Genomic DNA, 18450 nt, shown 5'->3' with positions numbered 1-18450 from the left:
CATCTGGTCATGCGGACAGCCCGGGAAATGGACAAGCTGGCGTCGGCATTCCTCAGCGGCGGCCACGACGCACGCTTCTCGGCCGCGGACCTGCGCGCCGCAGTCGGCGTGCACAACGCACGCCTGTACCCCCTGCTCGAGAAGATGCGGCAGCGCGGCTGGATCACCGACGAATGGCCCAAGACCGACCCGCTTCGTCCGCACTGCTACACGCTCACCGAACGTGGCCGGGAAGAACTCTCGGACGCGTAGCCAGCTGACGGCTGGCCTACGGTGGTTAGCGCGGGCCCGGCGCCCACCCTCCCCCTCGGGACGCCGGGCCCGCCCCGTTTCAATAGCCAGGGCCACAAGGGCGTAAACGCGAGATTCTCATGACCTTTTTTGCGGGTCATTGGGCTTCGCGCGGACGACGGCGGTCGTGCCGAGCAGCGTCGAGCCGATGCCGATGACGAGCACGGCGGTGTCGGCGTCGAGGTGCCAGCCCGCGAGGCTGGCGATCCAGACCACCGCAGGCACAGTGAGGTAACCCCACAGCCCTGCGATCGCCTTGCGGTAGCCGCGTGGGCGCCGTGCGCGCCCACGCGGCGAGCCGCGGCCAGATCTCAGCCACGGTTGTTCACCCAGCCCTTGACCGGACCGGCGCACTGGTAGCGGACGACCACGTGCGACTTGTTCGCGTAGTCGGCGCTCGCACCCGCGAGGTCCCACGGGCCGGGCCGGTCCGCGTCGACCTTCCCGCCGGCCTGCACGGTCGTCACGTCGCGACCGGCCTTGCCGGGGGTGTCGCCCACGAGCGAAATGCCGTCGATCGTGATGGGCTGGTCGTAGCTCGAGGCCAGCCGAAGGTACCGGCCGCCGTTCACTGGGATGTGGAGCTTGCCCCACTGTCCGGCGGCGGTCGCTTCTCCGCTGTCACTGCTCATGTCCTCGTCCTCCTCCGTTACGGGGGTCGTCGCGCGGGCGCCGAGGTGCGCCGCGGTGTAGCTCTCGTCCAGGTCGAGCCCGGCCGCGGTGATGCCGGGGATGGAGCCGGACGAGCTGTACTGGTGGATGTCGTATCGGCCGGCCGCCGCGTCCGGATTGGCGCCGTACCGGGCGATCCAGATCACGAGACCGGGCACTCCCCAGTTGTCCGGGCGCAGCAGCTTCGCGAGCGCGTTGTTCAGGTACACGCCCGGACGGAAACCCTGCGCGGCCACCCGGTTGCAGAACGCCTTGCCGAACGCGGCTTTCTGGCTGTCGGGGATGTTCGGCAGTCCCGACCCCGCGGGGTTGTCCTCGAGGTCGAGCATCGGCACACACCCGGTGGCGTCGAGCCGGCGCACCTCGCCCAGCAAGATGTCCGCCTGCGCGGCCGGCCCGGGATTGGCCTGCACGAAGTGGTAGCCGCCGACGGGAATGCCGACGGAGCGCGCGCCCGCCACTTCGGCGTCGCCGCGGCCGCCGCCGGGCGTGCTGCCGCCGTCGGACAGCTTCACGTACACGAACGTCACGCCGGCGCGCTTCACGGCGGGCCAGCTCGTGACGGTCTGGAACTTGCGGTAAATGTCGATGCCGAGCGCCACGTCACGCCACCCCCTTCAGTCGATCGATTTCGTTCTGCTTGGCGGCGACTTCCTTGGTCAGCAGCTCGACTTGCGTCCGCAGCTGCTGAACCTCGGCCTGCGCGGATTCCAGCGAGTCGCGCAGCGCAGTCACCTGCGAGTTCAGCGGCTCGACGAGCTTCAGCGCCACGCCAGTGAGCTTGTCTGCGGCGTTGGCGTCGGTCAGCTCGGTCTCGGCGGCGATCTTGCGGGCGTTCTTGCGGGCGCGGAACAGGTCCAGCAACGCGCCGACTCCGCCGGCGCCGAGGAACGCCACGATCAGCGGAATCCAGTCCTTCACTGCTCCCCCTCCTCCTCGGGTCTTTCGATGCCGGTCAGGTGCCGCACCGTCGCCAGCTCGCGCGCCTCCCGGCCGATCTGCCAGGCGCGCACGGCGGACATCAGCGCGAGCGCCAGGAAGTAGCCGCCGAGCTGCAGGCCGCGGGCTACGCCGAAGTTGACGAGCACGGCGGCGGCGTAGCCGGCGGTCCAGAACGCGAGCGACACCAGTCCGACGCGTTCGACCAGCAGCCCGACCACGCCGTCGAGCCACACGCCGGACAGTGCGACGCCGGCGCCGAGCGCGGTACCGGCGTACATGCTGCGGCCCAGCAGCGGGCCGAGCTCGTGGGCGGTGGTGGTGGCGACCTGGTCGAACAGCAGTGCCGACACGGCCGAGAGCAGGAACAGCGCGAGCAGCACGCCCACCTGGAATGGCGACCGGCTGCGGCGCAGGGTGATCGTCATGGGCTCACCTTTCGTGCACAGTGGACGGTCAGTTGCCGACGCGGTACGCGGTGATGCCGGTGACGAGGTCGCCCGCGGTCTCGTGGCGGATGGTTCGGTCGGCACCGGCGTAGGCGTAGACACGGAAGCTGCCACCCGCGGGCAGCCGCTTCACGCCGCTCACCCCGACGTTCAGCGAGGTGATCGTGCTGTTCTTGAACCACGTGACCGCGCCTGTCCCGTCGGTGATGTAGATGTAGAGGTCGGTCGACGAGCCGGTGAGGATGCGGAACCCGGCGCTGATTGCCCACGGGCCGCCCTTGGTGACGGTGAACACTCCGGCCGAGTGGGCGATCCCCTGCGGCGCCGATCCGGCGAACGGCGTCCAGTTGTTGATCAGCGTCGGCCGGCTGATGACCATGTCCGCGCCGATGGTCCACTCGCCACCGTCGACGGCCTGGTCCTCCAGCGCGAACTTCGTCTCCACGGCCTCGGCGAGGCTCTCGATGGCGAGCGGGCCGCTCGGCTGCTCGTTGCCGGTCGGGTACGGGAACCCGTAAATCGGTGTGGCGTTGGGCATTTCGGGTTCCTCCTCAGAACGGAATGACGGTGATGTTCCGGCTGCCGAACGTGCACGGATAGGTCGAGTTGTCGGCGCGGTATTTGCAGGTGAACGTGTTGACGCCAGCGTTGAGGCCATCGGCAGCGGTGAACAACATGGCGCGGCTCCCGAAGGTGCCGAGTCCGGCGGCGGCGATCTGGGCCTGAATGGTTCGGTTGACGCCGATCGAGCTCGCGCCCGTGACGGTGAAGCCCATCCATCCGCCCGCGTAGTTCACGTCATTGGAGACGAGTTGGAAGAAGGCCGACAGCAGGACCAGGGCTCGCCGCGATGACCCGATGGTGACGGTCACTTGTGGGCCGAAGGTGGCCAGGTCGGTGTAGGTCGTGGACGAGGTGCTCTGGTCGGCCGGCACGTCTCCAGAGGCAATCTGGTTTCCTGCTCCGGCGCCGGGCGCGCCGACCTTGCCGTTGATGAACCACTGCGTGCCGCGGGCGGTGATGTTCACAACGTCGCCGACCTCGTAGGCCAGCCCGATTCCGGACGCGACCACGCGCATGTTCGGGATGTCGCCGCCGTTGACGTGCACGACGTTGGTGCCGGAGATCTCGTCCCACGCCACGATCTGCCCGGTGTAGTTGGACAGGTCCCGGGCGCCGGACGGGCCCTGGCCGGCCTCGGCGATGAGCGCGGCGAGCAGCGCGCCATCCGTCCCGGCGATCATGCTGCCACCGCCAGGGTCTGCTTGCGGGTGTCCATGCCCATCGACGAGTCGGGGGTGAGGCCGTAGGTGATGCGGTCGAGCACGTGGGTTTCGGAGCGGTCGACGCCGTTGTACACGGTGACCACGTCCCAGCCCTCCAGCGCCGGGTTCGGGACCGAGCCGAGCGACACCGAGTAGGGCAGCCCGGTCGCCTTGGACAGCTGCGCCAGCGCGGCCGCCGTGCACTGCTCCACGGTGGTCATGAACGACGAGCTGTAGTAGGTCGGGATCGCGCCGAACGGGCCGAGCGCGTAGGTGGGTGAGCTCGGGTCGGCGTCGTAGGCGAGGCCCTGCACGGGCGGCAGCTCGCCGACGGGCTCGCCGCGCGCTACGACGACGTTGTAGACGGCGTCACGGGAGATGGTGCGCTGCATCTCGACGAGCACGCCGTTGCGGCCGGCGTCGATCGTCCACACCGGAGCCACCTTCGTGAGGTCCGGCACCGGGCGCACGGCGTACACGCCGCGGTAGTCGAAGAAGCCGTACTTGCCGTAGGCGGCGAGCAGGTCCTGCAGGAACGGCAGCCGGTCGTCACCCATCACGTGATCGGTCGCGAACAGCTCGCCGTAGGCGTCCCAGTCGCCGTAGTCGGTGACCGCGCCCGGCAGCGCCTGCTGCACCACGACATCGATGCACGCGCCGACAGAGCTGCCGGCGCCGAACACCTGCGGCGAGACGTTGCGGGCGTCGCGCACCTGCGCCATGCGGTCGGACGCGGCGATCTCGATCGTGCCCGACGGTGCGTTGGCCTGCTTCACCGAGTCGATGCGGAAGTACCCGAGGCCCACGTACTCGCGGGTGCCGAGCCCGTACTCGATGCCGCGCTCGACGTAGATTTCCTGCCCGTACGGGGTGCCCGCGGCGAAGGGATCGGCCGGCCACGGGTAGAGCGTGGTGAGCGCGAGCGTGGACTGCACATCGGCGGTCATGTCGGTGGTCACGTCGCCGCCGTTGATCGGCAGCAGACCCTCGTCGGACACACCGGGGATCGCGAGCCCGGTGGGTTCGGTGCCGGTCTGGCCGGGCGCGACGAGCCGGGCGCGGGCGATCATCCGGTGCGAGCCGCGCACCGACGCGAGGAACGTATCCGTAACGGGCCTCATGGCACGACCACCTCGTTATCGGACACTTGGTTGACCAGGTCGTCCCAGGTGGCGACGTTGGCCAGCACGTCGTTCCAGGTGGCGTAGTCGGCGAGCACGTCGTCCCACGTGTAGGTCCCGCCGTACACCGTGGATGCGGGCGGGGCGCACTCGGTGAGCGGCAGGTCGAAGAATCGGCGGGGCGCGCGCACGGACTGGCCGCGGCGCAGGGTGACCTCGCCGACGCTGGCGTACATGGTCGGCACGACGGCGTCGAGTTCGGGTGCCTGGAGGAACACCGGCAGCCCGGACGCGAACACCTGGTCGAGGTCCGCGGCCTCGGCCAGCGTCCGCGTCATCACGGTGAGGGTGAGCCGGCGGGAGCCCTGCACGTCGGAGATCACGACCGGCAGCGTCCGCCCGACCACCTCGACGACGCTCGAGCGCGTCGGCCGGGTGATGTCGGAGATACCGGCCACGGTGACCTTGCGGTTGAGCGACGGGCGTTGCGGGTTCTTGATCCACGCCGAGTCCAGCACCGGTGTGATCGTGTCCGACTCGGTGAACAGCGTCGCGCCGGTCGGCGCGTACACCCGCACCCGGTAGTGGTTGACCACACCGGCGGCGAACTCGTAGTCGTCGACGTTCACCGGCAGCCCCGCGTTGCCCGGCAGCGCGAGCCCGCCCCGCACGGTGGTCCAGGTGATCGCGTCGGTGGAGCGCTCCACGGTCGCCGCACCCACCGAGGTCAGCGCCGCATACGACGCAGTCGGGCTGGTGTTGGTGTTCGCGCTCGACAGCAGCGACCGAACCCCGATCTGCCCGGCCGCGGTCACCGAGTTGTCGGTGAGCGTGATCGTCCACGCGTCCGGCTCGGCGGTGGTCCAGAGCTTCACTGCCAGCGTGGAGCCGGTGACCTGGAAGCGGACGGTGTAGGTCGCGCCCGCGGTGTGGGTGAGGCCAGTGTTGACCGTCGAGGAGAGCAGCGTCTCGACGCCCGCGACGCGCTTGCGCAGCGTCAGCAGCACCGCGTTGCTGGTGTTGAGCTCGACCCGCGCGAGGTAGCAATTGCTGGTGTCCGCGGCGCGGGCGGCCACGTGCAGGAACTGCGAACCGCCCGTGCTCAGCTGGTTCGAGCTGAGGCTGATCACAAAATCGGTGTCGGTGCACGGCGGGCCGATCAGCGACCAGCGCGACACGTTGGCCGAGGGCTGCGCGTGCCGGCCGAAGCCGCCCGACACCGTGAAGTCGGCCGTGCTGCCGCCGCTGGTGGTCCAGGTGTGCCCCGAAGTCGACTCACCCCACCCACCGGTCACGGTCCGGGCGAACACGTCTTTGACGCCGGGCACGGTGCCGGCCAGCCGCACCCGGGAGATGGTGTCGTCGTAGGTCAGCGCCTCGATGACCGCGGCCTGCACGGCGGCGGCGTAGGCGTAGAACGTGGCGGTGCGCTCGCCGGTGGCGCGGTTGGCGGCCGAGAGGTCCCCGCCCGGGAAGAACGACGCCCGCAGGGTGTTGGACATCTCCAGCTGCACGCCCGCCTTGCGGCTGTTCTTGTTGCAGATGTTCGTCGGGTCGGATCCGGCGAGCTCGGTGGAGGCGACCGTGACGGTGAATCCGGCCGCGGTGAGCTTGGCCAGGATCAGGTCACGCAGCTGCCCGTCCAGGCCGCCGATGTAGGTCTCGGCGACGCCGTCGGTGCCGGCCATGCCGTGGCAGGAGACGGTGCGGCTGGACGCGCCGACCAGCGCGAGCGCCTGCGGCTCGTCGAACAGTGAGCTCGTGATGTGCAGGTCGTTGTTGCCGGTGGGCTTGATCCCCGCGAACTCGTAGAACGCCATGCGGGTGCCCGCGATCTCCCGGGCCAGCTCTCCCGTGCCGGCCTCGATGCCGCCGCCGTGGATGGCGATCGCCGCCCACGACACACCGGTCGGGGTGATCGCGGTGCGGGTGTAGTCGACGCCTTCGGTCTGCTCGGCCGCCAGCGCGGCGTACGAACTGTAGGGCGGGCTCATTTCATGCTCCCTGTCCCGGCGCCGGCGAGGCGCCGCACCTGCCCGGTGTTGCGGTCGATCTCGAACCGCACGACCCGCGTGACCTCGTCCCCGATCTGGATGGGCACCACGATCTGCTGCGGGCCGCCGAAGCTCTGCTGGTGCGAGACGACGCGCCCCGTCTGGCCGGGCACGAACAGCTCGGGGCCGCGCTCGCCGACGATGTACGGGCGGCCGCCGCGCGCCGTGCCGCCCCTCGCCAGGTATGGGATGTCCGGGATGCCGGGGATGCCGACCACGCCGGTGATCTTGTTAATGCCGTGAATCGCGCCGTTCAGCAGACGAATCGCGCCGTTCAGCGCAGACTTCAGCCCGTCGCCGATGCCCGACCAGATGCCGGAGAAGAACGAACTAACCTTCCCCCAGACGCTCTTGATGAAGTTCCAGGCGTCGGAGAAGCGGTCGCGCACGAACTGCACGGCGAGGCCCACGCCGGCCTTGATGCCGGTCCAGATGGCTTGGAACCACGCTATGACGCCGTTCCAGACGCCCACGATGAAGTTCCAGGCGTCGCTGAAACGATCACCGATCCACTTCGCGGCAGCAACGACAGCATCCTTGATGGCGTTGAAGATGCCGAGGAAGAAGTCCTTGATCGGCGTCCAATACGTGATGATCGTGGCCACGATCGCGATCAGCGCACCGATCGCCAGGATGATCAACCCGATGGGGTTGGCGTCCATCGCGATGTTCAGCGCCCACTGCGCCGCGGCCCACAGCCCGAGCGCGATCACCAGCGGCGTGATCCACGACGTGTTCTGCTGGATGAAGTTGGCGATGTTCTGCAGCACCGGCGCGAGGAACTGGATGACCGGCACGAGGATGCCCGAGATCGTGTTCGCCAGGCTGGCGATCGACGCCGCCAGCGGCGGGATCGCCGGGCCGATCGCGGCGAGCAGCGCACCGACCACCTGCGAGACCGAGCCGGCCACGCTATTGAGCGACTGGAAGAACCCGACGAGGGTGTCGTGGCCCTGCGCGGAGTCGAGGAACTGCTGCACGGTCGAGATCAGCGGGCCGATGAACCCGAACGAGCTGCCGCCGGCGTCCTGGATCGCGCCGAACACGCTCGACACGATCGACCCGAGGTCGGTGAGCACGCCGAAGATCTGCTGGAACGCGGCGAGCGCGCCCTGGATCCACTGCTGCAGGCTGCCGTTGTTCGCCGCGGTCTGCACGAACGCGTTGAATTTCTCACCGACGGTGCCGATACCGCTGGTCAGCTGCACCAGGATCGGCATAGCCACGGCGCCGATGCGCAGGAACGCGGCGATCACCGGGGCGAGGAACGCGCCGATGTTCTGCACCACCCGCGACGTGCCGCCGAGGATGGTGTTGATCTGGCTCGTGGCCTTGGCAGTGGCGAGGTAGGCAGTCACCTTCGTGGCCACGCCACCGATCGCGGTCGCGATCGACTGGAACCCCGTCGTCGTCCTCGGCAGCAGCGTCTGGAGGTTGCGCACCGCCGGGTTCAGCGCCTTCTCGAAGCTTGAGGAGACGTTCGCCTTCAGCGTGTTCAGCGTCGGCGTGAGCTTGTCGAACGCGCGTTTCGCGCCGTCCGCGCCGAGCTTCATCGTCGCCATGACGCCGGCGAGCGCGAACCCACCGGCCACCGCCAGCGGCAGCGCACCGGCCAGCGTGAACACCCCGGCGACCAACACGGGCAGCACGTTCGCCGCGGTCGCCACGGTCGACAGATTCTGCGCCAGGCTGAGGACCCCGCGAGCCATGCCGCCGATGCGTGCGCCCACGTCGCTCAGCGCCTTGCTGCGCTTCTTCGCGTCGTCTGAGAGCGCCTTCATTTCGGCGCGCGCCGCGGCGGCCGCGGCGACCAGGCCTTCGCTGGAGCCGTCGAACTTGATCCGGATGGTGCGCTCGGCGGCCATCACGCGCCCCCGAACTTGCGGACCACGTCATCGACCGCGGCGTGCCACTCGCGCGAGATCGTCTCGGCGCTGCCCTCGATGATCGGGAAGAACGCGTACGCGTCGCGCCCCTGGTGCGGCCGGTACTGGCGTCCGGCCGAGCCGGCGTAGCGGCTCGCCGAGTACCAGCCGGAGCGGCCGTTCATGCCGAAGATGGAGCCGAACAGCATCCCGTATGCCGGCGCCGCGTGGCGGCCGAGGCGGCGCGTGCCGCCTGCCTGGACCACCGGCACCCGGTCGCGCACCGCCTTCACCGTGGTGGCCAGCAGCGGCCCCTGCGGGCCGCCGTTGAGCGACAGGTCCACCGCGCCCTTCAGCGCCAGCTTCCGCGCCAGCGCCAACGAGTGGTCCCGCAGCGCGTTCTGCGCGTCCTTCGGCAGCACCGACAGCGCGCGCAGCACCTCGCGCACACCGTCGATGTGCACCTTCACGGTGAGGCTCTTCTTTTTCTCCACCGGGGTGCACCTCCCTCGCGCTCATCCGGATAGCTGGGCGGAGCCGTAGCGGCTCGGGACTTCCCCTGTCCCCGAGGGTTTGCCGTTCTTCATGGCCTTGTTGTGCTGGTCGATCAGGTAGGCCATCGTGTCGATCGACCGTAGGTCAAGCTCTGCGATGTGGCGGGGCGCGATACCGGTGGCGAGCGACAGCTCGATCACCATCCGGTTCAGGCTCCCGCGGGGGTAGGGCCCGCCGGCTCCTCGTCAGCGATCGGGAGCACGTCGAACGTCGTCTCGAACTCGGCCATCTTCTTCGGCGTCTGGTCCGGGTGCTGCAGCTTCATCATGAAGTGCCCGAGCTTGTAGATCAGCTCCATCGAGGCGCCGTCCTCCTCCAGCTCGGCGAACTTCGTGCCGGTGGCGCGCTCGAACAGCAGGAAGTGGCGGGGTTTCACCTCCACGTCACCGCTGAATCCATTGTCGCCGCTGATGTGCAGGCTGATCATGTGGGGCTACTCCTAGGTCAGGGACAGCACGGACCGCTTGAGGTCCGCGACGGTGCCGGTGTAGTCGACGAACGCGCGTTTGTAGTTGGCGTCGCTGGCCGGGAAGCCGAACGGTTCGGTGATCAGCGGGCCGATCGCCCTGGTGGCGCCGGCCGGGACCGAGACGGCGAGGTCTTCCACGTCGAGGCCGTAGTACGTGGCTTGCGACTGCACCGTGACGGTCGCCGGGGAGGCGCCGGTGTTGGACACGAGCAGGAACACCGTGCCGCCGGTGTCGACGATGTCGCCCTCGGCGGTCGGCGAGGTGCCGCCCGCGTCGGTGCCGGTGAGCGTGACCTGCTGCGTATCGACGGACTGACGTGCCATGTCTGCGTGTCTCCCTTACGGCCGCGAGTAGACGGGGTCGCCGATGACCTGGAACGTGATCTCCGTGGTCTCGTTGTCGCCGCGGTCGCCGCCGACCGGCGCGGGCTGCGCCATGAGCTGCCCGGTCCAGCGCACGTGCTCGCCGGTGATGTCGGGGTGGTGGTTGAGCTCGAACTCGACGACGGTGCCGCGGTTGGTCCAGAGGAAGTCCTCGAACCCGCCGGCGGACCAGTCGCTGAATGCGGTGACCGCGAGAGTCGGTTCGGCGTCGGTCTCGCCGATGGCCGTGCCGTCCGGGCAGTAGGTGTAGAGCCGGTCCCCGTCCTGCACACCGGGATCGAGGGTCCAGCTCGACAGCTGGCACTCGACGGAGACGCCGCCGATGGTCAGCGTGATGACCTTGAGGCGCCGCACTTTCAGAGACATGATCTTCTCCTCACAGACCCACGTCGACGGTGATCGCGTAGGTCGGAAGCTGGGTATTGCCGCCGGTCTGCAAAAGGCCCGGCGAGGCGGACGACACCGTGAACAGCGAGTTGCCTTCGATGGCGGCAACCATCGGCTCGACGAGGTCGTACAGCCGGCCGGTGGCGTACTCGTCGAACGGGACGACCAGGTGCACGATGACCGACGCTTCGGTCGGCTCAGAGCCGCCGAACGACCCCCACGTCACCGAAGGCGGCGCGATCATTGCCGTGGCGGTGCCCCAGACCACGGAGCCGGGGTCTTCGGTAACGCCCCCGTCCAAGGCCTCCACGGTGGCCAATGCGGCGTGCAGCACAGCAATGGCGTCCCTGATGCTCGTCATGCGAACACCGGCCCTCGGAAACGGCCGATGCCGAGCAGCCGTTCGATGTCCGGATCGAACGACGGGATCCGCGCGGACCCCATATCGCCCATGTTCACCAGCGCGTCCGGCGACCGGCGGCGGATGAACCACCGGCCGGCTAACCGGATGGTGCCGAGCAGCAGGTCCGCATCCGGGACCTTGGCCCCGGGCATCGGGTACGGGCCATAGTCCACATCGGACCGGACCTCGCAGACCTTGGCCACCGCAGCGTCAAGGCAGGACTGCAAGACGGCGTCATCTCCCTGAGTGCCATCGGGCACCTTCAGGTCCGCCTTGAGGTCCGCCAGCTGCGGTGGCCAGGTCGCCATGGGTCAGCTCGCGGCGGTGACGGTCTGGATGGAGATGCCGCCCGGGTTGCGGACGAGCGTGCCGACGTAGCCCCACAGGCCCATCCGCACGAACGCCGGGCCGCCGGCCTGCTCGTAGGTGAAGTCCTGCACGCCCGACTCGGCGAGCAGCACCGCGTTGCGGCGCAGCACGGCGTACGTCTCGGCGTAGGCGGTGGGCACGCCGGAGCTCGCGACCGCGTCCACGCCCTCGATGTCGCCGACGAGGCGGTTGTCGAGGGCACCGGTGGCGTTCTGCGGGCTGTAGCGCGACACCGGCATGAGCGGCCGGTTGGTCGAGTCCTTGAGCTTGCGGAACGCGCCGAAGCGGCGGAAGTTCATCACCGCGAGGTCGGCCGGGCCGCGCTGGTCGCCGGCGACGGCGGTCTGCGCGTCGATGACGGCATCGATGGCCGCGGCGTTGGTGGCGAACGCGGCCTCGGTCGCGAACGTGGTGCCGGCCGCGGTGCCCGTGGCGCCGAGGATCGCGGCGCAGGTGAGGGCCTCGACGACGGTGTCCCACGCGGCGCGCAGGTCGCCGAAGATCAGCGAGTCGACCGCGGGGGTCGAGGCGTCGAGCAGCTGGCGCGACACGTCCTGCCACGCGGCCTTGAACACCGGCGTGAGGGTGTCGACATCGCTGGTGTAGCGGTCGGTACCCCACCCGGCGTTGTTCGCGCCCTCGGTGGTCTGCGTGGTGATGTTGGCGTCCGTGCCGCCGGTCTGCTTCGGCAGCACCAGCGGGCGCGGGTCCTGGCCGAGGTCGATGTGGCGGACCAGGTCGGCCACGACGCGGTTCTGCCGCGCGAGGCCCTGGTACTCGTCGGTCAGCCACTTCGGCGGGATGATGCCGGCGCCGCCCGAGGACTGCGTGACAGCACGCATGTGCTCGTCCAGGCGCTTCTTCGCCTCGCCGTCGCCGTGCTTGACGGCGCGGTAGTGGTCGCCGAAGAAGCTGTGCTGCCCGCCGTCGGTGACCGAGCGGTAGTGCCCGGGGTCGCGGTCGCGGGTGGTGACGCGCGAGCGGGACTGCTCGCCGCCGCCGAGGTTCTGCTCCTGGCCCTGCTCGGCGCCCTTGTCCAGGTCCGCGGCCAGCTCGCCGACCTTGGCGCGGCTCTGCTCGACGCCGGCCAGGTCCTCGATCTGCGCCGTCAGCTTCTTCAGCTGCGCCGCCTGGTCCGTAACCGAACGAAACTCGTCGTCGGACAGGTCGCGGTTGGCCTCGGCCGCGCGGGTCTGGAGGCCCTCGATCGAAGCGTGCAGCGCGTCGTGCTGCTCGCGCAGACGCGTCAGGTACGGGTTCGGCATGACGCCGTCCTCCGGTCTCAAGTGGAGTGAGTGGTCTCATCCGCCCGAGTGGCCGGGGTGTCAGCTTCCGTGAGTGGCTGAGGTGTCGGCGTCCGCGTCGTTGCAGCGAGTGTAACCGATGATCAGCGAATGGTGGTTACCGCGCCTTCTTGCCGTGGTGCGCGGCGAACAGCGCCCGTCCGGCCGGGGTCGCCTGCATGATGTTGGTGGTCAGCCCGTCGACCATCGAGACCGGCACGCCTTCCTTGAGCAGCGCAGCGCGCAGCGTCGTCCACGGGTCCGGGGCGCCGGCGTAGCGGGCGAACCCTTCCGGCCCGGTCCAGTACTTCCACAGCGGCGAGCCGGGGCCGTACTTCAGGTTCGAGCCGCCGTGCGCCGAGCGGGTCAGCAGCTCGGCCTCGAGCGACAACGCCGGGATGCCGGCCACGATCCGGTCCAGCTCCGCGCGGGCGTCGAACGTCGCCGCACTGCGCACGTCGGCGATCGCGGCGTACTCACCGTATGCGCCTTCCGGCACCACCGCGACCTCGGTCAGGCGCGCGGTGGCGCGCTCAGTGATGTCCCCCGGCAGGCGCCGATTCTGACCTTCGAAGAAGCCGACGGAGAAGTGCGGAAGCACGTCGTCCTTGGCCAGCTCCAGCGTCTCGTCACCCTTCGGAGTGTTCGACACACGGAACTCTCCGTACAGACCGGCCGCGTCATCGCGCAGGGTCGTCGCCTTGCCGATCAGCGTCCCGCCGTGCGGCTTGTGGTCGCGGTAGAGCGGCACGCGCGGCGCCGCGCGCAGCTGCGCGTTGAACGCACCCCGCGCGAATTGCTCGGTCAGCCGCGAGTCGATGCGTACCGGTGTGGCGTACGGGACGACGATCCCGACGAGGGTGCGACCGTCGCCGCCCTTGGCGCGCGACAAGACCTCCATCTCAGCGGCGAACGTGCGGGTCATCACCTCAGCCGTCATGACGGGCCGCCTCCCGAAGGTCCAGTCGGGTCACGAAGTGCAGGTTGCACAGGCCGAGCCCGGGGTCGAGCTCGTGGCGCGGGCACTCGGGCGCGCCCTCGTCGAGGTCACGGCCGACGCGGCACCAGTCCCGCTCCGGCTCCGGCGCATCGGCCTCGGCGGCGGGCTGCTCGTCGGCGGCCGGAGCCGCGTCGGCGGCCACCTCGGGTGCGCTCGGCGCGGGTTCCACGGCCGGCTCGTCGGCCGCCGGGGCCGCGGCGGCGGTCTTGCTGGTGGTGGTCTTGCGTGCGGCCATCAGGCACTCTCCTTGGCGGTCGGGTCGGGCTGGGCGTTCTGGTCGGACTGGGCGTCCTGCGGCGCGGCGTGGGCGTCCGGCGGCGCGGGCGGCTGCACCGGCTTCGGCGGGTCGTCGATTCCGGGCACTGGCGGAAGGTCGGTTTCCTTCGCGCGGGCCTCGGACTTGCGCAGGAACCCGGCACGGATGCCGGTCTCGTACGCGCTGTAGCGCGCGGCGGTGTCCGCGCGCAGCACCTCGTCCAGGTCGGCGCGCACCTGCGTCCCGCGCGGGAACAGCAGCGACAGCGTCTGCTCGAACCGGCGCAGGTGCCCACCGATCGTGTATTTCAGCAGGTCGATCGACTCGGTTTCGCTGTTCGCGTAGGTCATCGAGTCGCCCGACGGCGCGCCGAGGAACCGCGGCGGCAGGCCGAAGACGTTCGCGACCTCCAGCAGCGACAGCTTCCGTGCTTCGACGAGCTGCATCTTCTCCGGGTCCCACGACAGCGGCTCGAAGTCGGTGCTGGGCGCGAGCGCGGCCACCGTCCGGTCCCGCTGCGTCTCCAACCACAGCTGCTTGGCCTCGCGCAGTTGGTCCGGGGTCACGTCCGGGCTGGTCGCCTTCAGCACGCCGGTGGGGATGCCGGTGGCGTCGATGTTGCGGGCTTGCCGCGCAAGCTCGGCGGCGAGGTCGAGCGAGCCGTTGCCGTTCAGGTGCGCCTCGAGCACGCCGACGCCGCGCAGCCTGCCCGGCTCGCACAGGCCCTTCACGTGGAGAATGTCGTACGCGCTGAACGACTTCCCGGCGATGCTGTACTCGATCGCACCTTTCGGCAACACGGAGTTGGTCCACCCGTCGACGCGGCGCACACCGACCGCCCACGTCGGCACCGGCAGCGCAGCGGTGGGAACGCCGAGCGCGTTCCGCTCGACGATGATGCCGACTGCGTTGCCGTGCAGCAGGTAGTCAGCCACCCACGCAGAGAACGTGTTGATCCCGGCCTCTTCCGGGTTCGGCTGCTCGAGCAGCGCCGGCCGCGGGGTGATCTTCTCGGCGAAATCGCGGCCGTGGCTGGTGTAGGCGTCCCACGGCAGCCCGCCGATCAGGTCGGAGATCAGCGCGACCGCCCGGCCCACGCCCGGAATGCCGAGCGCGCGGACGAACCCCGCCCATCCGTACACCTCGTCACCGGCGATCGCGGCACTCGGCCCGATCTGCCAGCCGTTCGAGACGATCATCCGTAGCTGCTGCTCGGCCACGGCCGAGCGCATGAACGTCTTCCCCAGCCCCATCACAGCCTCCCGGCTTCACGCAGCACGCCGAGCGCGGCGAGGGCCAGGCCACCGAGCACCAGCGCGGCGACCACGCCGAACACCGGCCCGGCGAGCACGGTCACCAGCAGCACCAGCCCGGCCAGCACGGCGAGCACGCCGAGCACCTGCGCCGCCGGCGGCCACAGCGCGCGGAACTTCTTCAGCACTTCATCCACGTCGGTTCTCCTCCGCGTGCGTGCGGGCGTAGCGGTGGCACCGCTCGCAGCACGTCAGCGCGTGTACCAGGTCGGTACCGCTGTACTCGAATCCCGGGCACGGCGCGCCCTGCGCTGGCCCCGCAGGCATTTCCGCCAGCTCGTACGGCAGATCTGGCGCGCGGTAACCACCGCCACATTGCAGGTTGTCGGTGCCGTCCACAGTGGTCTCCTCACACCACGCCGAACCAGCCGGCGGGCTTCTCATCGGGCAGGGTCCGCGCTAGGTGCACGGCACCGGCGGTGGCGTAGGTGGCGTCGCAGTGGCCGGCGCCGCGGCGGGTGAAGCGCCAGCCGTCGCCTTGGCGCAGCTTCTCGGTGCTCGCGATCTGCGCGTTCAGCAGCGGGTCATCGGAGTGGGCGATCTCCCCGGCCTGCACGAGGTCGGCGAAGCCCATGCACACCGCGGTCACGTCCGAGCGAATCGCCTCGACGGTGACACCCGCGGGCGGCCAGTCGGCCTGCTCGGTGTCGGCGAGCTCGGCGGCGTAGGCGGCGGCCGGGCCCGACGGGAACCAGCCGATCACGCCGGGGCCGACGCGACGGATCCAATCGCGCATTTCCCGGCGCATCTTCTTCGCGTCGTCCCACGCCGAAACCACCTCGACCCGCACCCGGCCGTCGCCGAGCACACCGGCCGCAACGAGCGTCCCGTGCCGGCCGTCGGGCGCGGCGTCGAAGCACAGCGCGATCCGGCCGCGCGCGATCGCGGACAGGTCGCCCGGGTCCAGACACCCGCCCGGGGCGTCGGCGCCCCACTGCGCGGCGTCGATCGCCGGGTCGAGCATCGGGACCTTCATGCACAGGATCTCGGTCAGGAACCCGGTCAGCTCCTCACCGCCCGCGGCCTCGGCGCGGCGGGCGTCGCCGAGCAGCCCGGCGAGGTCGATCCGGCGGCCGAGGTTCGGGTTGGCCTGCGCCAGCGCGGTCACGTCGGTGGCGCGGGAGCCGTCCGGCGCCGACCACTCGAACAGCCCGAGCCGCTCCTCTGAGTTCGGGTCACCGGCGGTGCCGTCCTCGACGGCGGCCAGCGCGGCCTTGCGCAGCGAATCCAGCACCACGGCGCGATGGTCGCCCTGATTGGAGATCAGCCACGCCTGCGCGTCCGGCACGGCGTTCATCGCGGGCATGGCGGCGTTGTAGGCGGACCAGTCGTGATGCTCGCGCAGCTCGTCGGCGATCAGCCGGTTGATCGTGAGCGACCGGCCGCCCTTGCGGTTCGACGCGGCGATCTTGTAGCGGGTGCGGTAGATCGTGCGCATGAACTGCTCGCCGTTGGCCTTGCGAACCTGCGCGATCTCCTCGGCCAGCTCCGGGCACGCCTCGGCGATGTCGACCGCCTTCTCCCACGACTCGCGCGCATAGTCGAGGTTCGTGGAGGTGCCGAGCACAAGCCGCAGCTGCTCGATGAACAGCCAGAACAGCGACAGCACGACCAGCAGGTGCGTCTTGCCGTTCTGGCGCGCCACCAGCACCAGCACCGTCCGGAAACGGGGCCGGCCGTCCGGCAGCAGCTCGCCGGCGTGGACCACCAGCCACTCCTGCCACGGGTCCAGCGGCATCGAGATCACATCGCGCGCGAAGTCGATCACGTCGAAGCCGTACGAGGTATCCGGCGTCAGCTCACGAAGAGGCGGCGTCCAGATCCGCGGCTCCGTACGACCGAGCGGCGCGGCGCTCGCGGAGCTCGTCGCGGGCGGTTCGAGCAGGGCTGTCAACCTGGGGACCTCCCTTCGGCAGGATCGCCTTCCGGGCGGCCGGGGTCGCACCGAGCTCGGCCAGCACGTTCAGCAGCTTTCCGGCGAGTTCCGCCAGGGTTCGGCCGGATTCCTCCTGATCAATCGCGGAAGCGAGCCGAACGGCCAGCGCGACCGCGGCACGGTCCTCGTCGTCCGTCTCCAGCTCGCGCAGCGCCGCGCGGGTCGCGCCGAGCACGTCAGTGGATGTCGGCAGTCGCTTCGCGGGGCTCATCGCGGGTCCCGAGACAGCGGGGAGAGAGAGAACATAGGGACGTGGATGTCCGGGGTGATCGGGGCTCCCAAAAAACCGCAGGTCAGAGCGTTGTCCACTGTGGTCACTCGTTTTCGCAGGTCAGAGGCTTGTGTGCGCACGTGTCACCACCTGGTCATGGGTCGGGGTGCGGGGTCGGCCGCTGCAGTGGGGTCGCCGGCGTCGAGGTTGCACTGTCGGTGTGATGCGACGCAGCGGTCGGGGTCGTCGCCGTATGCCTTGCCGTCGAGGTGGTGCACGTGCGCGCTCATCGGGTGCGGGTGGCGTATGGCGGGGTCGATGGGTTTGTGGCAGAGCTGGCATGTCCAGTGGTCACGGGTGAGCACCGCGAGGCGCAGCTTGCGCCAGCGGCGGGTGCTTCCCCGTGCCCAGCTGTGTGACATGCCCGTATCCTAACCGCCTCACCCGGTTAGGTGGTTACACGTGGCCCGTGTAGCGCGGCGGGCCGTCGCGTCGGATGAGGTCTTCGAGGATTTCCTCGTCGGTTCGGGTGTCTGGGTCGCTCATCGGGTCTCTCCTTCGACGACGGCGCGGATGCGCTGCACGGCAAGCGCGATACCGCGGCCGAACGCGCGGTGCAGCGGGGCATCGCGGTTTTGCGCCTGAAAGGTCTGCTGCTCGCGGCCGCCGTAGGCCGACAGCTCTTGGAGCACCGCGAGAACGGCGGTGCGCAGCTCGCCGAGCTTCGCCTCCGCGGCAGCAGTGGGGTTCTGGATCGGCTCCAGCAGCGACGCGATGTGCTGCATCCACGCCCGCTCGGTGGCGCAGTCTTCGCCGCAGCCGCAGCGGCCCATGCCGTTCACGCGGCTTGGCTCGTAGTTGTGGTTCGCGCGGCTGGCCGTGATCGGTGCCGGGCCCGCTGGCTGTACGCGGTCGCAGGGCTGCTCGGGGACATGAGTGAACGTCTCGTGCTCGCAGAGCTCGCCGACGGGCGGGTTCGGGTTGACGTAGGTGCGCATGGTGTGTGACTCCGTTCTGTGTGGGGTTGATGTGGGCGGTCGGTGAGTGCTGATCAGGCGGCCTTGTCCATGAGCCGGACGACCGCGCGGTAGACGGCGATGGCGTGTTCGGGGCAGATGCCGGCGGGCAGGCCGAGCTGTCCGGGTTTGCCGCAGGGCTGTCCGTCGCGGTCGAGCGAGGTGCACGGGACGGTCGCGGCTTCGACCTGGTTGCGGGTGGGTGTGGGCAT

27 protein-coding genes are annotated in these 18450 nt (G+C 69.9%); 1 reads left to right on the top strand and 26 read right to left on the bottom strand.

What is annotated here, in order from left to right; all coding sequences use genetic code 11:
• The first annotated feature begins 9 nt into the window (after positions 1 to 9).
• Entirely contained in the window at positions 10 to 252 is a 243-nt protein-coding gene (locus tag I6J71_RS09075; RefSeq protein ID WP_204094311.1) for a PadR family transcriptional regulator, read from the top strand.
• Between the two features lie 117 nt (positions 253 to 369).
• Here the strand turns inward: I6J71_RS09075 and I6J71_RS09070 are convergent, their stop codons facing one another.
• The 26 genes from I6J71_RS09070 to I6J71_RS08945 form a co-directional block, all read right to left on the bottom strand.
• Complete coding sequence (locus tag I6J71_RS09070; RefSeq protein ID WP_204094310.1) at positions 370 to 507, bottom strand: hypothetical protein; 138 nt, start codon at positions 505 to 507, stop codon at positions 370 to 372.
• A gap of 95 nt (positions 508 to 602) precedes the next feature.
• Complete coding sequence (locus I6J71_RS09065) at positions 603 to 1565, bottom strand: glycoside hydrolase family 25 protein (RefSeq protein WP_239154568.1); 963 nt, start codon at positions 1563 to 1565, stop codon at positions 603 to 605.
• A gap of 1 nt (position 1566) precedes the next feature.
• Complete coding sequence (locus I6J71_RS09060; RefSeq protein ID WP_204094309.1) at positions 1567 to 1884, bottom strand: hypothetical protein; 318 nt, start codon at positions 1882 to 1884, stop codon at positions 1567 to 1569.
• Complete coding sequence (locus tag I6J71_RS09055) at positions 1881 to 2330, bottom strand: hypothetical protein (RefSeq protein WP_204094308.1); 450 nt, start codon at positions 2328 to 2330, stop codon at positions 1881 to 1883. Before I6J71_RS09055 ends, I6J71_RS09060 begins: the two co-directional genes overlap by 4 nt.
• 28 nt (positions 2331 to 2358) lie before the next feature.
• Positions 2359 to 2889 (bottom strand): hypothetical protein, encoded by a 531-nt coding sequence (locus tag I6J71_RS09050; protein ID WP_204094307.1) that lies wholly within the window; start codon positions 2887 to 2889, stop codon positions 2359 to 2361.
• 13 nt (positions 2890 to 2902) lie between these two features.
• The gene (locus I6J71_RS09045) at positions 2903 to 3595 is read right to left on the bottom strand and encodes a hypothetical protein (RefSeq protein WP_204094306.1); all 693 of its coding nucleotides are present in this window, start codon (positions 3593 to 3595) and stop codon (positions 2903 to 2905) included.
• Entirely contained in the window at positions 3592 to 4737 is a 1146-nt protein-coding gene (locus I6J71_RS09040) for a DUF5047 domain-containing protein (RefSeq protein ID WP_204094305.1), read from the bottom strand. The genes I6J71_RS09045 and I6J71_RS09040 overlap by 4 nt, the downstream gene beginning before the upstream one ends.
• A complete protein-coding gene (locus I6J71_RS09035) occupies positions 4734 to 6731 on the bottom strand; it encodes a poly-gamma-glutamate hydrolase family protein (protein WP_204094304.1) in 1998 nt (665 codons plus the stop codon). Before I6J71_RS09035 ends, I6J71_RS09040 begins: the two co-directional genes overlap by 4 nt.
• Positions 6728 to 8656, bottom strand: a complete 1929-nt coding sequence (locus tag I6J71_RS09030; protein ID WP_204094303.1) for a hypothetical protein — start codon at positions 8654 to 8656, stop codon at positions 6728 to 6730. The genes I6J71_RS09035 and I6J71_RS09030 overlap by 4 nt, the downstream gene beginning before the upstream one ends.
• Positions 8656 to 9150 (bottom strand): hypothetical protein, encoded by a 495-nt coding sequence (locus I6J71_RS09025; protein WP_204094302.1) that lies wholly within the window; start codon positions 9148 to 9150, stop codon positions 8656 to 8658. Before I6J71_RS09025 ends, I6J71_RS09030 begins: the two co-directional genes overlap by 1 nt.
• 21 nt (positions 9151 to 9171) lie before the next feature.
• The gene (locus I6J71_RS09020; RefSeq protein WP_204094301.1) at positions 9172 to 9354 is read right to left on the bottom strand and encodes a hypothetical protein; all 183 of its coding nucleotides are present in this window, start codon (positions 9352 to 9354) and stop codon (positions 9172 to 9174) included.
• 5 nt (positions 9355 to 9359) lie between these two features.
• Positions 9360 to 9638 carry a hypothetical protein gene (locus I6J71_RS09015; RefSeq protein ID WP_204094300.1) on the bottom strand — a complete coding sequence of 93 codons (279 nt, stop codon included), beginning with the start codon at positions 9636 to 9638 and terminating at the stop codon, positions 9360 to 9362.
• A gap of 12 nt (positions 9639 to 9650) precedes the next feature.
• Positions 9651 to 10004, bottom strand: coding sequence for a hypothetical protein (locus I6J71_RS09010; RefSeq protein ID WP_204094299.1), 354 nt, complete (start codon positions 10002 to 10004; stop codon positions 9651 to 9653).
• A gap of 15 nt (positions 10005 to 10019) precedes the next feature.
• Positions 10020 to 10430: a hypothetical protein gene (locus I6J71_RS09005; RefSeq protein ID WP_204094298.1), complete on the bottom strand. Its 411-nt coding sequence runs from the start codon at positions 10428 to 10430 to the stop codon at positions 10020 to 10022.
• Between the two features lie 10 nt (positions 10431 to 10440).
• A complete protein-coding gene (locus tag I6J71_RS09000; RefSeq protein WP_204094297.1) occupies positions 10441 to 10785 on the bottom strand; it encodes a hypothetical protein in 345 nt (114 codons plus the stop codon).
• Between the two features lie 23 nt (positions 10786 to 10808).
• Entirely contained in the window at positions 10809 to 11162 is a 354-nt protein-coding gene (locus I6J71_RS08995) for a phage gp6-like head-tail connector protein (RefSeq protein WP_204094296.1), read from the bottom strand.
• Positions 11163 to 11165: 3 nt separating this feature from the next.
• Positions 11166 to 12488, bottom strand: coding sequence for a phage major capsid protein (locus I6J71_RS08990; protein WP_204094295.1), 1323 nt, complete (start codon positions 12486 to 12488; stop codon positions 11166 to 11168).
• A gap of 136 nt (positions 12489 to 12624) precedes the next feature.
• Entirely contained in the window at positions 12625 to 13446 is an 822-nt protein-coding gene (locus tag I6J71_RS08985) for an HK97 family phage prohead protease (RefSeq protein WP_204094294.1), read from the bottom strand.
• On the bottom strand, positions 13436 to 13741 hold the full coding sequence (locus tag I6J71_RS08980; protein WP_204094293.1) for a hypothetical protein: 306 nt from the start codon (positions 13739 to 13741) through the stop codon (positions 13436 to 13438). Before I6J71_RS08980 ends, I6J71_RS08985 begins: the two co-directional genes overlap by 11 nt.
• A complete protein-coding gene (locus I6J71_RS08975) occupies positions 13741 to 15015 on the bottom strand; it encodes a phage portal protein (RefSeq protein ID WP_204094292.1) in 1275 nt (424 codons plus the stop codon). Before I6J71_RS08975 ends, I6J71_RS08980 begins: the two co-directional genes overlap by 1 nt.
• Complete coding sequence (locus I6J71_RS08970) at positions 15015 to 15212, bottom strand: hypothetical protein (protein WP_204094291.1); 198 nt, start codon at positions 15210 to 15212, stop codon at positions 15015 to 15017. Before I6J71_RS08970 ends, I6J71_RS08975 begins: the two co-directional genes overlap by 1 nt.
• Positions 15213 to 15424: 212 nt before the next feature.
• Positions 15425 to 16843, bottom strand: coding sequence for a terminase (locus I6J71_RS08965; protein WP_239154567.1), 1419 nt, complete (start codon positions 16841 to 16843; stop codon positions 15425 to 15427).
• A 31-nt stretch (positions 16844 to 16874) separates the two neighbouring features.
• Positions 16875 to 17222: a hypothetical protein gene (locus tag I6J71_RS08960; protein ID WP_204094289.1), complete on the bottom strand. Its 348-nt coding sequence runs from the start codon at positions 17220 to 17222 to the stop codon at positions 16875 to 16877.
• A gap of 143 nt (positions 17223 to 17365) precedes the next feature.
• Positions 17366 to 17644, bottom strand: a complete 279-nt coding sequence (locus I6J71_RS08955; RefSeq protein WP_204094288.1) for an HNH endonuclease — start codon at positions 17642 to 17644, stop codon at positions 17366 to 17368.
• 120 nt (positions 17645 to 17764) lie between these two features.
• Positions 17765 to 18220, bottom strand: coding sequence for a hypothetical protein (locus I6J71_RS08950; RefSeq protein ID WP_204094287.1), 456 nt, complete (start codon positions 18218 to 18220; stop codon positions 17765 to 17767).
• A 53-nt stretch (positions 18221 to 18273) separates the two neighbouring features.
• Positions 18274 to 18450, bottom strand: a complete 177-nt coding sequence (locus I6J71_RS08945) for a hypothetical protein (RefSeq protein WP_204094286.1) — start codon at positions 18448 to 18450, stop codon at positions 18274 to 18276.

Source organism: Amycolatopsis sp. FDAARGOS 1241 (assembly GCF_016889705.1).
GTDB lineage: Bacteria > Actinomycetota > Actinomycetes > Mycobacteriales > Pseudonocardiaceae > Amycolatopsis.
Note: the sequence above shows the minus strand (reverse complement) of the source record. Positions and strands in the feature narration are given on the sequence as shown.